Consider the following 15,340-nt stretch of genomic DNA (forward strand, 5'->3'; position numbering starts at 1 on the left):
CTACAAGCCCGTACCGAGGATGGGGAGGGCGGGGGCGCAAAATCAGGGTTTGCGGCTAGGGTGATAGCCATGCGTAAAGCCACGATTCATACCATGTTCCGTTCCGCTCTGGCAGTCGTCTGCTCGCTGGCCATGTGCGCGACGCTGGCCGCCTGCGGTGGCTCGAACTCCTCCGATTCCTCCAAGAATTCCTCCTCGTCGTCGAACTCGTCGAAGTCCGATTCCTCCGATTCGTCGTCCTCGACGAAGATGAACCAGATCGCGGGCATCACCGCGACCGGCGATCTCGGCAAGAAGCCGACGATCAAGTTCAGGACGCCGATGACCGTCCAGAACAACACGTACGCCGTCCTGCAGGAGGGCGACGGCGCGACGGTCGAGAAGGGCGACCGCGTGTGCGCACAGGGCATCGCGATCAACGTGAAGGACGGCTCGGAGCTGATGAGCTCGTGGGAGAAGAACACCCCCGAATGCTCGATCCTGCTGTCCGACGACAATCTCGCGCAGATCCCGCCGTACACGAAGATCGTGGGCCTGAAGCTCAACTCGACGATCGCGTTCGGCATCAACGACTCGAACAGCTCGGGCACGTCGTACATCCTCGCGTACACGCTGGTCTCCAAGTCGAAGGATCTGACGAAGGCCGAGGGCACGCCGGTCGCGGACGTGCCGGCGAACCTGCCGAAGGTGACGCGCGCGAAGGACGGCAAGCCGTCGATCGACATGAACGGCCAGGGCGCGGTGAGCCAGATGGTCACGCAGACGCTCATCAAGGGCAACGGCAAGGAGCTGACCGACTCCAGCCACGCGGTGGTCAAGTACACCGGATGGCTCACGGACGGCACGCAGTTCGACTCCTCGTGGGACAAGAACACGACGTTCGACGCGGACCTGTCCGAGTCCGGCCAGATCATCACCGGCTGGAAGGAGGGCCTCAAGGGCCAGACGGTCGGCTCGCAGGTGCTGCTCATCATCCCGCCGGACAAGGGCTACGGCGACAAGGCCTCCGGCTCGATTCCCGCGAACTCGACGCTCGTCTTCGTCGTCGACATCCTCGCCTCGTACTGATCCGGAGCCTTATGCGAATCCTTGTTGCCGATTGCTCCGCGATCTACTCCGGGCGACTCAACGCCTCCCTGCCGCCCGCCAAACGCGTCCTGCTCATCAAGGCGGACAACAGCCTGCTGATCTTCTCCGAACTGGGTTCGTACAAGCCACTCAACTGGATGGCGGCCCCCTGCACGATCAAGGAGATCGAACCGGACGAAGCCCGGGATGAAGCCCGGAACGAAGCCCAAAGTGAAGCTCAGGACGGCGACAGCCCGATCGAGAAGATCCTGCGCGTCAGCGCCACGAAAAGCTCCGACGTGCTCGAGGTGACGCTCCACCACGTCTACTCCGACCAGGCTTTCGATCTGGGGCAGGACCCGGGTCTCGTCAAGGACGGCGTCGAGGACCATCTCCAGCACTATCTCGCCGCGCAGATCGAACGCATCGGCGAGGGCGCCAAGCTCGTGCGCCGTGAATACCCGACCGCCATCGGCCCGGTCGACATCATGGCGATCAACGCGGACGGCGAGCATGTCGCGATCGAGATCAAGCGCCACGGCGGCATCGACGGCGTTGAGCAGCTCACCCGCTACTGCGAGCTGCTCAACCGCGACCCACTGCTCGCCCCGGTCCACGGCATCTTCGCCGCGCAGACCATCACCCCGCAGGCGCGCGTCCTGGCCGAGGACCGCGGCTTCCGCTGCCTCATCCTCGACTACGAGGACATGAAGGGCACCGAGGACGACTCGTTGCGGCTGTTCTAGCTTTTGGGCTTCTCTCCCCCAGTCAGCCTGCGGCTGCCAGCCCGTCCCGCAATTATGGACGCGCTACGCGCGCAACTTGCCGGCTCGCCTGTCGGCTCGCACGTTGCCTACAAACAGCTCTGCTGTTTGCTTCACGGCAACGTCCCGTCAGAGGGGGCCAACGACAGCCAATGACAAAGCGCCTCGGCGCGTTCCTCCCCGCTAAACGGGAAACGGAACGCGCCGAGGCGCTTGTCATATATGCTCGCGTTGCGATGCGATGCGATGCGATCGTCAGCCAATCAGCCGGCCAGCCAGTCAGCCGGCCGATCGCAACCGGGTCACTGCTCCTCGGTGGTGGAGTACTGCACGTCGCGGCCGCGCTCGACGGCCACGGTGAGCTTGTTCGAGTCGAAGGAGATGAATCCGTCGGTCACCTCGAACATGTGGCGATCCTCGTCGGGTTCAACCACGGTGACCGTGCCCTGCTTGATGATCGTGAGCACCGGCTCATGATCCGGCAGGATGCCCATGCCGCCCTCGGCGGCCGGGATGGTCACGCTCCTCGCCTCGCCGTGCCACACGGGGTGGTCGGCCGCGACGATGTTGACCTGCATCGTGGTCTTGTCCGATCCAGCCATCACGCACCCAGTTCCTTCTGCATGTCGTGCCACTTCTTCTCGAGGTCGTCGATGCCGCCGATGCCGGAGAACGCCTGCTCCGGGACGTCGTCGTACACGCCGTCGCAGATGCGGGTGAAGGCCTCGATGGTCTCGTCGGCCGGCACGTAGGAACCCGGACGACCGGTGAACTTCTCGGCCACGTAGAAGTTCTGGCCGAGGAACTGCTCGATGCGGCGGGCGCGGTTGACGGTGGTCTTGTCCTCCTCGGACAGCTCGTCGATACCGATCAGGGCGATGATGTCCTGCAGCTCCTTGTTACGCTGCAGAATCGCCTTGACGCGGTTGGCGCACTCGTAGTGGGCCTGACCGACGTAGCGCGGGTCGAGGATTCGAGACGTGGAGCTCAGCGGGTCCACGGCCGGGTAGATGCCCTTGGACGCGATGTCACGGGAAAGCTCGGTCGTCGCGTCGAGGTGGGCGAAGGTCGTGGCCGGGGCCGGGTCGGTGTAATCGTCGGCCGGCACGTAGATGGCCTGCAGCGAGGTGATGGAGTGGCCACGCGTCGAGGTGATGCGCTCCTGCAGGGCGCCCATCTCATCGGCCAGGTTCGGCTGGTAGCCCACGGCGGAAGGCATACGGCCCAGCAGCGTGGACACCTCGGAACCGGCCTGCGTGAAGCGGAAGATGTTGTCGATGAACAGCAGCACGTCCTGGTTCTGCACGTCGCGGAAGTACTCGGCCATCGTCAGGGCGGTCAGCGGGACGCGCAGACGGGTGCCCGGCTGCTCATCCATCTGGCCGAAGACCAGGGCGGTCTTCTCGAGAACGCCGGCCTCGTCCATCTCGCCGATCAGATCGTTGCCCTCACGGGTGCGCTCGCCGACGCCGGCGAACACGGAGACGCCGCCGTGGTTCTGCGCCACGCGCTGGATCATCTCCTGGATGAGGACCGTCTTGCCGACGCCGGCGCCGCCGAACAGACCGATCTTGCCGCCCTGCACGTACGGGGTCAGCAGGTCGATGACCTTGATGCCCGTCTCGAACATCTGGGTCTTGGACTCCAGCTGGTCGAACGCCGGCGGGTTGCGGTGGATCGGCCAGCGCTCGGTCACGGTGACCTGCTCGTCAGCCTTCTTGTTGAGGATGTTGCCGGAGACGTCGAAGACGTGGCCCAAGGTCACGTTGCCGACCGGCACGGAGATTGAAGCGCCGGTGTCGTACACGGCGGCACCGCGCACGAGGCCGTCGGTCGGCTTCAGGGCGACGCAGCGGACGGTCGAGTCGCCGAGGTGCTGCTCCACCTCGAGAGTGATCTCGGTCGCCTTGGCCTCGCCCTCCTCCTTGGCGCCCGTGTTCACGATGGTCACGTGCAGGGCGTTGTAGATGTCAGGCATGTGGCCAGCCGGGAATTCAACGTCGATGACCGAACCCTGGACTCGGGTGACGCGTCCGTGGATCGGTTCGCCGTTGGTCTCGGAAGGCGCAGTGGTCTGCTTTACAGCCATAGTGCGTTCCTACTCTTCCTTTGTATTCAGAGCATCGGCGCTGCCGATGATCTCGGTAAGTTCCTGGGTGATCGAGGCCTGACGCGACGCGTTGAGCTTGCGGGTCAGGGAGTCGATCAGATTGCGTGCGTTGTCGGTCGCCGTGTGCATGGCGTTCTGACGGCTGGCGGTCTCCGAAGCGGCCGCGGTCAGCAGGCACTCGTGGATGCGAGACTGGATGTACTTCGGCAGAATCGCGTCGAGCACCTTCTCGAGGCTGGGCTCGAAGACGTACAGCGGGGCCATCTTGTCCTTGTTCGGCTCCTCGCCGACCTCGGGCGCGGTCGCGGGGGATTCCACGATCTCGACCGGCAGCATGCGCAGCACGCGAACCTTCTGGACCACCATGTTGATGAACTCGGTGTAGACGATATAGAGTTCCGAGACCCCGCCCTGGTCCGCCGGCTTCATGTAGGCGTCCAGCAGCGTCTTGGAGATCGTCTCGGCGATTTCCACGCCGGGCTGGTCGGTGTCGCCCTCCCACGTGGCCACGACGTCACGGTTGCGGTACTTGTAGTACGTCGAACCGCGACGCCCGTACACGAACAGCTCCGGCTTTTTGCCGTCACCCTCGAGCCGGGCCAGCAGGGACTCGGTCTCGCGGATGATCGAAGAGGTGTACGGGCCGGCCATGCCACGATCCGAGGTGAGGGCGAGAACAGCCACGCGCGGGTTCTTCTCGTCCTTCACCGCGATCGGATGCGTGATATGGGTATGCGCCACCAACGCTTGCACGGCATCGAAAATCGCATCGGTGTACGGCTTCGCGTTCAGGGCCACGTCACGGGCCTTGGCGATATGCGAAGACGCGATCATCTCCTGGGCGTTGAAGATCTTCTCCAACGACTCCGTGGAGTGGATGCGTGATTTCAATGCGAGTTGCGAGCCCATGGCTTATTTCTCTCCCGCCACGATCTTTTCCTGATCGACCGGGGTGGCCTCGGCCGCGCTCGGCTTCTTCTCCACCAGCGGCTTGCCCGCGGAGGTGACGAAGGTGGCGCGGAACTCGTCGACGGCCTTGGCAAGAGCCTTTTCGGTGTCGGCGGTGAAGTCCTCGGTGTCACGGATGGTCTTCAGGATATCGGTGTTGTGGTCGAGGTAGTCGAGCAGACCCTGCTCGAACGGGAGCACGTCCGCGAGCTCGAGGTCATCGAGCTTGCCGTGGGTGCCGGTCCAGACGGACACGACCTCCTGCTCCATCGAGTACGGGTGGAACTGCGGCTGCTTCAACAGCTCGGTCAGATGGGCGCCACGGGTCAGCTGGGCCTTGGACGCGGCGTCCAGATCGGACGCGAACATCGCGAAGGACTCGAGCGAACGGTACTGCGCCAGGGAGATCTTCAGCGTGCCGGAGACCTTCTTCAGGGCCTTGGTCTGCGCCGCGCCACCGACTCGGGAGACGGAGATGCCGACGTCCACGGCGGGACGCTGGTTGGCGTTGAACAGATCGGACTGGAGGAAGATCTGGCCGTCGGTGATGGAGATCACGTTGGTCGGGATGTAGGCGGACACATCGTTCGCCTTCGTCTCGACGATCGGCAGACCCGTCATCGAGCCGCCGCCGAGGTCGTCGGAGACCTTTGCGCAGCGTTCGAGCAGGCGGGAGTGCAGGTAGAAGACATCACCCGGGTAGGCCTCGCGCCCCGGCGGGCGACGGAGCAGCAGCGAGATCGAGCGGTACGCCTCGGCCTGCTTCGACAGGTCGTCGAAGACGATGAGGACGTGCTTGCCGTTGTACATCCAGTGCTGGCCGATGGCCGAGCCGGTGTACGGGGCGATGTACTTGAAGCCGGCGGAATCGGAGGCCGGGGAGGCCACGATGGTCGTGTACTCCATGGCGCCCGCGTCCTCGAGGCTCTGCTTCACCGAGGCGATGGTGGAGCCCTTCTGGCCGACCGCGACGTAGATGCAACGCACCTGCTTCTTCGGGTCGCCGGATTCCCAGTTGGCCTTCTGGTTGATGATCGTATCGATCGCGATGGCGGTCTTGCCCGTCTGGCGGTCGCCGATGATGAGCTGACGCTGGCCGCGGCCGATCGGCGTCATCGCGTCGATGGCCTTGAGGCCGGTGGACAGCGGCTCGTCGACCGGGTGACGGTGCATCACGTCCGGGGCCTGGGCCTCGAGGATGCGGCGTCCCTCGCTCTTGATCTCGCCGAGGCCGTCGATCGGCTTGCCCAGCGGGTCGACGACACGGCCGAGATAGCCGTCGCCGACCGGCACGGAGAGCACTTCGCCCGTGCGGCGCACTTCCTGGCCTTCCTCGATTCCAGCGAAATCGCCGAGGATAACCACGCCGATCTCACGGGCGTCAAGGTTGAACGCCAGGCCGAGCGTGCCGTCTTCGAACGTCAGCAGCTCATTGGCCATGCAACCAGGCAATCCCGTCACGTGCGCAATGCCGTCACCGGCCGTGGCGACATATCCCACTTCCTGGGTGGGGTTGTCGCTCGGCTTGTAGGATGACACGAAGTCGTCCAGGGCCTTGCGAATCGAGGCGGGATCGATGGTCAGTTCTGCCATGATCACTCCTTCATTACTTATCTATTATTCGGGTCAAGTCTTGAAAAAACTTGGGGTGCGCGGTCTGTGGCGACCGCGGTGTCAGGCTTCCGCCCTGACGGTGCGACGCAGGTTCTCGAGCTGCGCGACCACGGTGTTGTCCGTGACCTCGTCGCCGATCTGGATGCGCATGCCGCCCAGCACGGACGGGTCGACCACCGAGTTGATGTGGACCGCGCGTCCGGCCTTGGCGGAGTACACCTTGGTCAGTCGGGCGATCTGCTCGCTCGTCAGCGGGGTGGCGGTGGTCACGGTGACCATCGACTCGCCCATGTGACGGGAGAACTTGTTGATCAGCCACTGGATGGTCTCCAGATAGCGGCGGCGGCGCAGGTTGCAGGTGGCGTGCTCGGCGAGCCTCGCCGTGACCTTGTTGAGGTGCTTGCCGTCGAACAGCTCGTGGAACAGCTTCACACGGGCCTCGCTCGGCGCCTGGTCGTCGTACAGCTTGGCGCGCACGACCGGCAGTCCCAACAGGGCCGAATGCAGCTCGGCCAGCTCGACGGAGACCTTGAGGGTGGCGTCCGTGGCGTCCGCGTAGTACATCATCGCGTCGACGCCGAAGTCCTCGACGGCGTTGGCGATGTCCTTGGCGCGGCTCCACCGGCGGGCGACCAGATCGGTCATGATCTCCATCGTCAGCGGGTGGGCCTTGCCGCCGACCAGCGTCTCAAGCACGGCGACCTTGTCGGCCACCGGGCGCGACGGGTCGGTGAGCGCGCGTTCAAGCTGGATGTTGTGGTCGAGGACGTTGGTCAGCGAGAACAGTTCGTTCCCGATGCGCCAGTTCTCCTCGCCCGCGTCACGCAGCTTGGGTGCCAGCGAGTCACGCGAGACGCGGTCCGCGATGCGCGATGCCTCTCCTCGCATTGGTCACCTCCCTTTCCTTGGCGTCATTGACGACGTTATTGACGAAGTCACTTCTTGTCGCTGTCCAGATCGTCGATCATCTGGTCGATCATCGACGACTGCACGTCGGCGCTCTCGAGCTTGGAGCCGAGGATCTTGCCGGCGAGGGCCGCGGCGAGCGTGCCGACTTCGCCCTTGAGGCTGACCATCGCCTGACGGTGCTGCGACTCGATGGAGCGCTGCGCGTTGGCGGTGATCTGCGCCGCGTCGGATTCGGCGCGGGAGCGGGCGTCGGCGATGATGTGCGAGGCCTCGGCGCGGGCGTCGTCGCGGATCTTGGCCGCCTCGACGCGAGCGGTGCTCAGCTGCGCCTCATACTTGGCCTTGGCCTCGTCGGCGTCCTTCCTGGCCTGCTCGGCCTTGGCGATGTTGCCTTCGATCCTGGCCGCACGTTCGTCGAAGATCGCGTTGAACTTCGGCATGAAGAACTTGTAGAAGAACACCGCAACGATGACGAGGATGATCAGAGACCATACGATGTCGTAGACCTGCGGAATGAACAGCTGGATTCCGTCTGCCGCGAGTGCCATCAAGCCCTCCTTTCAGTGATGGACATATCGGTTGTCGTCTGTGGTGCTGATCGCTTACTTGATGATCAGGGCGGCGACGAAGCCGATGAGGGCCAGCACCTCGACCAGAGCCAGGCCGATGAACATGATGGTCTGGATCTTGCCGGACATCTCAGGCTGACGGGCGGTGGACTCCATGGCCTTGCCGAAGAGGATGCCGAGGCCGATGCCAGGGCCCAGGGTGCCGAGGCCGTAACCGATGACGGACAGGCTGCCGGAGACCTCTGCGAGGGTGATGATATCCATTTCTGTATCCTTTCTAACGTTCGGTAGACGTTATAAATCTTGGGTTCTCCTCCGGGCGGGGCGTCTGCGGTCGATGCCGCCGCGACGCACGCGCGGCCCGGTGGAACCGGCCGGTCGGCTCATCTCATCGCCGATCGACCGGCCGGGTGGCCGTCAGTCGGCCTCCGGGTAGCTCAGGTTGATGTACACGGTGGAAAGAATGGCGAACACGTAGGCCTGCAGGAAGGCGACGAACGCCTCGAAGCAGGTCATGGCCGCGCCGCCGAGGAACCACACGGCACCGACCGGGATGCCCTGCATCTTGTTGACCGCGTCGACCATCCAGTACTGCGCGAACGCGAGGCAGGTCGCGACCATCAGGTGGCCGGAGACCATGTTGGCGAACAGACGGATCGTCAGGGACGCCGGGCGGATGATGAGCAGCTCGAGGATGTTGATCGGGGCGAGCAGGATGTAGACCGGCCACGGCACGCCCGGCGTGAACAGCTCGTGGCGCAGGTAGTGGCCGAGGCCCTGCTCGCGGATGGCCGCGATCCAGTACTGGATCAGCGTCCAGACGGCGAACACCAGAGGCATCACGACCGTGGCGGTGGCCGCCATGTTCATGCCCGGGATGATGCCGCACAGGTTGAATACGAAGATCGTGAAGAACAACGTCGCGATCATCGGGACGTACCGCTTGCCGCGGACCTCGCCCATCACGTCGTAGACGATCTTGTCGCGCACGAACTCGATGCCGTACTCGACGACGCCCTGCCAGCGTCCCGGGATCAGCTTGGCGCGGCTTGCGGTCAGGCCAAGCACCGCGAGGAGCACGACGGTGGCGACGATACGGATGAGGATGATGCGGTTGATCGCGAACGGCGTCCCCTGGAACAGGATCTCCGGGGGGAGAAAGTCGTTGACGCTCGGCAGTTCGGGCTCCGCTGCCGCCAGCAGTACGCTCGAAGCGAACTCTCCTACCATTCCACGCCTCCTGCTTCTTGAAATCAGCTGTCAGTCTATACCCGGGCGAGTGGGGAATGTGTCCAAGACGTTACCGTGCGCGAGGCCGGTTCGCGGCCGTCACGCAGGCGTCCGGACGAGGGACGGCGCGGCCGTCTTTTCCCTGCTTCCGTACGGGTCAGGCGTCGTCCGCCGTGGTATGCGTCCAGCCGAACGCGACATCACGGCATTCGGCTCCGAATGACTGATGATGATTATTTGCCTGTGTTCGGACAATTGCAAGCTGTTGCCGAGGTTTGCATGAAGTTGGCGTGATCATCGTTGAAAACCCGCGGATTTCCGCCTGTTTCCCGGGCGTTTCGCGGTGATTTGTCTATCTGGTGTCTGTCTGTGACACGCGATTTTTGGAGGTCGATGGCCGTTTACGGAGGCCCGGAGCCCGTCGCCGTGCCGGAATGCCTGTATCGGAGATGGGCTTTTCCGTACACAACCGACAGTTTCTGTTACTTTTTGTACCGAACTCGCGGTCCACAATGCGGACGTCATATGGTCCACTCTGCGGCGTGAGGAGGTCCGGAGGGCGGACGCGCGGGCCGGGCCGGACCGGTTCGGGTCGTCCCGGGGCTCCGCGCGTCAGCGTCGGAGCGCCAGCGCGCCGCCCGCCATCACACAGCCCGCCATCCCAGCCCGTCATCCGCGGGCGGAATCGGCTCCCCCGCGGATCACGCCGTACCCGTCGTGCGCGAACGGCGCGAAGCCGTCCCCGCGCGGGCCGCCGGGCTCGTGGCGGATCGATCGGTCGGTGCCGAGCCGCTTCTCGGCCCGAAGCTCCGGCACCTCGGTCAGGTCGTACGGCGTGGTCTGGTACACCCAGTTGAGCCAGTTGCGCCACAGCAGGTTGGCGTGCGCGCGCCACGCGAACAGCGGCTCGAGGCTCGGGTCGTCATGCGGGAAGTAGTTGGTCGGGAACGGGACGTTGTCGAGCCCCTTGGCCATGTCACGCTCGTACTCCTCCTTGAGCGTGGTCTTGCCGTACTCCCAGTGGCCGAGCGCGAACACCTCGGAGAAGTCTCGCGTGGCGATGAGTCCCGGACCGGACTGCGGGCCCCAGGTGAGGATCTGCAGCTCGGGGTTCGCCCGCACGTCGTCCTCGTTCACGCCCGCGAGCCGCGAGTGCGGCTGCAGGTCGATCTCGTCGAAGCCGTTGGTCAGGAAGCAGTACTCGTCCTGCAGGTACTGCGGGAAGACGCCGAAAATCTTCTGCGCGTAATCGACCTTGCGCACGCCGTAGCGGTAGTTGAGGGCGCCCATCGCGCCCCAGCACAGGTACATCGTCGAGAAGACGTGGGTCGACGCCCAGTCGAGGATCGCCTTGAACTCGTCCCAGTAGTCGACCTGCTCGAACGGCATGTGCTCGACCGGCGCGCCGGTGACGACGAAACCGTCGTAGTAGTTGCCGCGGAAGGCGTCGAGGTTCTCGTAGAACTTGAGCAGGTGGTCGGCCGAGACGTGCGTCGACTCGTGCGTCGAGGTCTTCATGAAGTCGACCTCGACCTGCAGCGGCGACTTCGAGATGAGACGCAGCAGCTGGGTCTCCGTCTCGATCTTCTTGGGCATGAGGTTCAGGATCACCAGTCTGAGCGGGCGGACGCGCTGACGCTCCGCCTCGGGCTTCTCGAGCGCGAAGATGCGCTCCGAGTCGAGGATGGCTCTGGCCGGAAGGCCGCTGGGAATCTTGATAGGCATGTCTTCATTATGGTAGCCGTGCGGATATGCGGCGCGGACTGCGCCATACTTTCTTCCTATGACCGATTATCGCGACGTTGCGTTCGGCGGCCGATACGGCGCGACACGCCGAGGTTGACATATACGGATTAGCCCGTATCTTAGATAGAGCTGTCGCAAAGACAAGCCGTCGCGGGGTGGAGCAGCTCGGTAGCTCGCTGGGCTCATAACCCAGAGGTCCATGGTTCAAATCCATGCCCCGCTACCAATGACAAATGGTCGGAAAGCCAATCGGTTTTCCGACCATTTTGTATTTTCCCGACGATTTCCCGACGATTTCCGGGTCAGGAACCGGGGGTGGGCATCACGCCTTGTGGCATCACGACTTGTGGCATCACGACTTGTGGCATCACGACTTGTGGCGGCGGATGACGGCGAGCATGAAGGCGCCAACGGCGAGCGCGGAGACGACGACCAGCACCACGGCACCGATGTTGACGCCGGTCTTGGCCAGCGGATTGTTGCCGTTGGTGTATTTCTTGTTGGTCGCGTTGAGGTTGTTGAGCAGGTCCTGCGCCTGCTTCTTCTGATCGTCGGTAGGCTCGTTGACAGGCTTGGTGCCGGTGGGATCGCCGCCGTCACCGCCGCCGGTACCGTCATTCTCGCCCTCGCCGTCCGGCGCGGGATCGGGGTTCGGGGCGGGCGCGGGGCCGGGATCCGGCTGCTCGTTCTGTTTGTCGGCGGCCTTGGTGACGGGGTGGGCGTGGGCGAGGTCGTCGAACCGGGTCGCGAACGCCTTGGCTCGCGCATCGCCCTCGAACTTCCACATGAACACGTACCAGCCGGCCTTCTCGGCCTTGATCCGCACCACCTTGCCATCCGCGTCCTTGGCCCCGTTGCCGACGACGATGTGGCCGTTGACCGCCTCGTACTCCCATGTATCGATCAACTCGTTGTTCTTGTCCGCGTTCGGCGGCAGCTCGCCGGTCGGGCGGTTGAGGTTGTCGAACAGCTTGTCGGGAGTGAGTCCGCCGAACTGCGGGCCGCCCGACCACCACCACAGACTCACCTGTATGCGCGCGTTGTCGCCGTCGACCTTGCCATGGTCGTCCGGGAAGCCGCTCACGTCGACCACATCGGCGATGACCGAGTCGACGCCGACCGGCTCGTGCCGTGTGAACGACGAGGTCACCTTGGGCTCGCTCTGGGTGGGTTCGGTCGGCTCGGGATCGGGCTTGTCAGGATCGGGTTGCTCCGGATCAGGCTTGTCGGGATCAGGCTGCTCCGGATCCTTGTTGGAACCGTCCTTGTCAGGGTCCGGCAGCGCGCCGTCGGGGTCGCCCCCGTCACCCTCATCCGCGACTCCGACGTCATCCCCCGCTTCCGCCCGACTCCGGATCACGGCGTCGTCCGATCGCGACATCGCCCCGCCGGACGAGGAGCCGGGAACGCCGGCCGTGCCGGCGGCGTACGACGCGGGCGCCAGCGCGGCCGTCATCGACAGCGTCGCCGCGATGGATGCGACCACGGCGAGCGCACGCCGCCATCGGGGAATCCCACGGCCGAAGCCGGTCGGCGAACCTCGACGGGTGTCCCGGGCCATCTCGCCATCCCCCGTGCTCACGGCCGAATCCTCAGCGATACCGTTCATCATGATGTGTCCTTTCCTTGACGGACGGCCGATCGCGGCCGTTCACGTCGAACCTGTGCGGAGTCGACGCGCCGGTGCGCCGCCACTCCCCCGCGCGACGTCCCTCGCCGACCGCGGTCCGCCCGGCTTCTTCGCCGGACGCCGGGACCCACACTGGCACGCCGACGCGCCGATCGTCCCGCAATGCGGACGATGTGGACGAAGCCCCTCATGATCCACGGCGAGAAGGCGTTTGTCCCGCCGAAGTTATCCACATGACAACGATGTGCACGCTCACAATACGGGTTATCCACAGGGCCGCGCCATCATCCACCGACGCATCCACCGCACCGCGGCCATGCCCCCGACCGGCCTTCGGATGCATGCGGCCGCATCATCCCTGTGATTTCGTCGGTTTGCCCCCTACAATGGGGCGTATGGCATCATCCATGCGTGATGCGTACTGAGGTAAGGAGAGGACGCCATGTCACAGCTGTCCGAGAATGAAAACGATACCACCGCGCCGGCGCTAGCCGAGGAAGCCTCCGCCGGCGTCTCCGCGCAGAACGCGGAGAAGAAGACCGCCAGGGCCTCGAAGACCGCGAAGGGCGACAAGCCGAAGACCACGCGCGCCCGCAAGCCCCGCACGACCCGCGCCAAGGCCGCAGCCAAGACGCCGGCGAAGGTCACCGAGCCCGGCGAGGTCCCCGCCCCGTCGCTGCCGATCGAGGAGCCCGGCCAGTTCGGTCGCGTCAACGTCATGGATGTCACCCCGAACGAGGAGCGCGGCATCTACCCGGCGCGCGTCGAGCTCGGCGAGCCGTTCGAGGTCACCGCGCAGGTGTTCATCGAAGGCCGTACCAAGGTCGGCGCCACCGCGGTCGTCCGCAACGCCCGCGGCAAGGAGACGCAGCGCCTGCCGATGACGTGCGTCAACCCCGGTCTCGACCGCTGGGCCGTGACCCTGACCTGCGGCGAGCGCTCCGACGCCAAGCCGTGGGAGCCGGCCTTCGGCGCCGTCAAGCGTCAGCTGGGCCTGTGGTCCGTCACCGTCGAGGGCTGGGAGGACACGTACGCCTCCTGGCTGCACGACGCGGCGATCAAGGTCGAGGTCAACGACGACGTGGAGAACGCGCTCGCCTCCGGCGCCCAGCTGCTCACGCGCTGGGCCGACACCGCCGACGCGCACCTGCCGCAGCACGAGCGTCGCCTGCTGCGCGACGCCGCCAAGGTGATGGAGGACAAGACCCTGACGCCCAAGGAGCGTCTGGCGGCCGCCACCTCCGACACCGTCACCGAGCTGCACCGCACCAACCCGCTGCGCGACGGCCTGTCCGCGAGCGCCCCGCAGGCCTTCAAGGTCGAGCGCCCGAAGTCCAGCTTCGCCGCGTGGTACCAGTTCTTCCCGCGCTCCGAGGGCGCGTACATCGATCAGGAGACGCACAAGATCGTGCAGGGCACGCTGAAGACGTCCGTCTCCGGACTCGAGCGCGCGAAGGCCGAAGGCTTCGACATCGTCTACCTGCCGCCGATCTTCCCGATCGGCACCACCAACCGCAAGGGCAAGAACAACGCGCTGGTCGCCGGCCCGGACGATCCCGGTTCGGTGTTCGGCATCGGCTCGGCCGAGGGCGGCCACGACACCGTCGACCCGAAGCTCGGTACGATGGACGACTTCAAGGCCCTCACCGCCAAGGCGCATGAGCTCGGTCTCGAGGTCGCGCTCGACTTCGCGCTGCAGTGCTCGCCCGACCACCCGTGGGTCAAGGAGCACCCGACCTGGTTCCGCACCAAGCCGGACGGCTCGATCGCGTTCGCCGAGAACCCGCCGAAGAAGTACCAGGACATCTACCCGATCGACTTCAACGCCGACATGCCCGGCATCGAGAAGGAGGTCGAGCGTATCCTCAACCTGTGGATCGAAGCGGGCGTGACGGTCTTCCGCATCGACAACCCGCACACCAAGCCGGTGCGTTTCTGGCAGGACGTCATCGCCGCCGTGACCAAGCGTCACCCGGAGGTGATCTTCCTCGCCGAGGCGTTTACCCGCCCGGGCATGATGCGTGCGCTGAGCTACGTGGGCTTCACGCAGTCGCACTGCTACTTCCCGTGGCGCAACACCAAGGAGGAGCTGGCCGAGTACCTCGCCGAGACGAACGGCGACGACGGCTACTACCAGCACAACACGTTCTGGCCGACCACTCCGGACATCCTCACCGCCTATGTGCGCGACAACGGCATCGCCGGCCACGCGGTGCGCGCGGTGCTGGCCGCGATGGGCTCGCCGTCGTGGGGCATCTACAACGGCTACGAGCTGATCGAGAACAAGCAGCGCCCCGGCTTCGAGGAGCAGATCGACAACGAGAAGTACGAGGTCAAGATCCGCGACTGGTCGCTGGCCAAGAAGTTCGGCATCGCCAAGCTCCTGACCTCGCTCAACGAGATCCGTCGCGATCATGTGGACGCGTTCAGCTACCACAACCTCACGGTGCTCGAGACCACCGACCCGAACATCCTCGCCTTCGCGCGCCACACGCCCGCCGAGCTCACCGCCTCGGGCAAGCCGGAGACGCTGATCGTCGTCGTGAACCTCGACTGCCATAACGCGCACCAGTCCGGCGTGCACCTCGATCTGCCGTCGCTCGGCATCGACCCGGACAAGGGCGCGCACGTGCGCGACGAGCTGACCGGACGCGAGTTCGACTGGAGCTGGGACAACTTCGTCTCGCTGGCGCCGTGGGCCGATGTGGCGCATGTGCTGACGGTCGAGTACTGATTCCTGCTCGGTAGCGGT

Annotated in this window: 13 protein-coding genes and 1 tRNA gene; 4 read left to right on the forward strand and 10 right to left on the reverse strand. The window is 65.0% G+C overall.

All coding sequences use genetic code 11. The features are described 5' to 3' along the window. Nucleotides 1-69 precede the first annotated feature (69 nt). Nucleotides 70-1,068 carry an FKBP-type peptidyl-prolyl cis-trans isomerase gene (locus CSQ85_RS08175; protein WP_150383657.1) on the forward strand — a complete coding sequence of 333 codons (999 nt, stop codon included), beginning with the start codon at nt 70-72 and terminating at the stop codon, nt 1,066-1,068. A gap of 11 nt (nt 1,069-1,079) precedes the next feature. Next, entirely contained in the window at nt 1,080-1,814 is a 735-nt protein-coding gene (gene nucS / locus CSQ85_RS08180) for an endonuclease NucS (protein WP_150383658.1), read from the forward strand. A 320-nt stretch (nt 1,815-2,134) separates the two neighbouring features. On the opposite strand, the gene CSQ85_RS08185 is transcribed toward nucS, so the two are convergent. From CSQ85_RS08185 to CSQ85_RS08225, 9 genes are all read right to left on the reverse strand, one after another. After that, entirely contained in the window at nt 2,135-2,434 is a 300-nt protein-coding gene (locus CSQ85_RS08185; protein ID WP_043165894.1) for a F0F1 ATP synthase subunit epsilon, read from the reverse strand. Beyond that, nucleotides 2,434-3,921: a F0F1 ATP synthase subunit beta gene (atpD, locus tag CSQ85_RS08190; RefSeq protein WP_107041711.1), complete on the reverse strand. Its 1,488-nt coding sequence runs from the start codon at nt 3,919-3,921 to the stop codon at nt 2,434-2,436. The genes CSQ85_RS08185 and atpD overlap by 1 nt, the downstream gene beginning before the upstream one ends. A gap of 9 nt (nt 3,922-3,930) precedes the next feature. After that, a complete protein-coding gene (locus CSQ85_RS08195; RefSeq protein ID WP_150383659.1) occupies nt 3,931-4,851 on the reverse strand; it encodes a F0F1 ATP synthase subunit gamma in 921 nt (306 codons plus the stop codon). Nucleotides 4,852-4,854: 3 nt separating this feature from the next. Continuing rightward, nucleotides 4,855-6,483 (reverse strand): F0F1 ATP synthase subunit alpha, encoded by a 1,629-nt coding sequence (gene atpA / locus CSQ85_RS08200; protein WP_107041709.1) that lies wholly within the window; start codon nt 6,481-6,483, stop codon nt 4,855-4,857. An 81-nt stretch (nt 6,484-6,564) separates the two neighbouring features. Continuing rightward, a complete protein-coding gene (locus tag CSQ85_RS08205) occupies nt 6,565-7,392 on the reverse strand; it encodes a F0F1 ATP synthase subunit delta (protein ID WP_150383660.1) in 828 nt (275 codons plus the stop codon). A gap of 47 nt (nt 7,393-7,439) precedes the next feature. Next, nucleotides 7,440-7,961 carry a F0F1 ATP synthase subunit B gene (locus tag CSQ85_RS08210; RefSeq protein ID WP_190972958.1) on the reverse strand — a complete coding sequence of 174 codons (522 nt, stop codon included), beginning with the start codon at nt 7,959-7,961 and terminating at the stop codon, nt 7,440-7,442. A 54-nt stretch (nt 7,962-8,015) separates the two neighbouring features. Beyond that, on the reverse strand, nt 8,016-8,246 hold the full coding sequence (atpE, locus tag CSQ85_RS08215; RefSeq protein ID WP_107041706.1) for an ATP synthase F0 subunit C: 231 nt from the start codon (nt 8,244-8,246) through the stop codon (nt 8,016-8,018). 153 nt (nt 8,247-8,399) lie between these two features. After that, nucleotides 8,400-9,212, reverse strand: coding sequence for a F0F1 ATP synthase subunit A (gene atpB / locus CSQ85_RS08220; RefSeq protein ID WP_150383662.1), 813 nt, complete (start codon nt 9,210-9,212; stop codon nt 8,400-8,402). 669 nt (nt 9,213-9,881) lie between these two features. Beyond that, entirely contained in the window at nt 9,882-10,937 is a 1,056-nt protein-coding gene (locus CSQ85_RS08225) for a homoserine O-succinyltransferase (protein WP_150383663.1), read from the reverse strand. Between the two features lie 170 nt (nt 10,938-11,107). Between CSQ85_RS08225 and CSQ85_RS08230 the strand changes: the two genes are divergently transcribed. After that, nucleotides 11,108-11,184 (forward strand) — tRNA-Met (locus tag CSQ85_RS08230). Nucleotides 11,185-11,325: 141 nt separating this feature from the next. Here the strand turns inward: CSQ85_RS08230 and CSQ85_RS08235 are convergent. Next, nucleotides 11,326-12,570: a hypothetical protein gene (locus CSQ85_RS08235; protein WP_150383664.1), complete on the reverse strand. Its 1,245-nt coding sequence runs from the start codon at nt 12,568-12,570 to the stop codon at nt 11,326-11,328. 460 nt (nt 12,571-13,030) lie between these two features. On the opposite strand from CSQ85_RS08235, the gene CSQ85_RS08240 reads away from it, so the two are divergent. Further along, the gene (locus tag CSQ85_RS08240; RefSeq protein ID WP_150383665.1) at nt 13,031-15,322 is read left to right on the forward strand and encodes an alpha-1,4-glucan--maltose-1-phosphate maltosyltransferase; all 2,292 of its coding nucleotides are present in this window, start codon (nt 13,031-13,033) and stop codon (nt 15,320-15,322) included. The last annotated feature ends 18 nt before the right edge of the window (nt 15,323-15,340 follow it).

Origin of the sequence: Bifidobacterium rousetti (assembly GCF_008698235.1) — a bacterium.
Classification (GTDB): Bacteria; Actinomycetota; Actinomycetes; order Actinomycetales; family Bifidobacteriaceae; genus Bifidobacterium; species Bifidobacterium rousetti.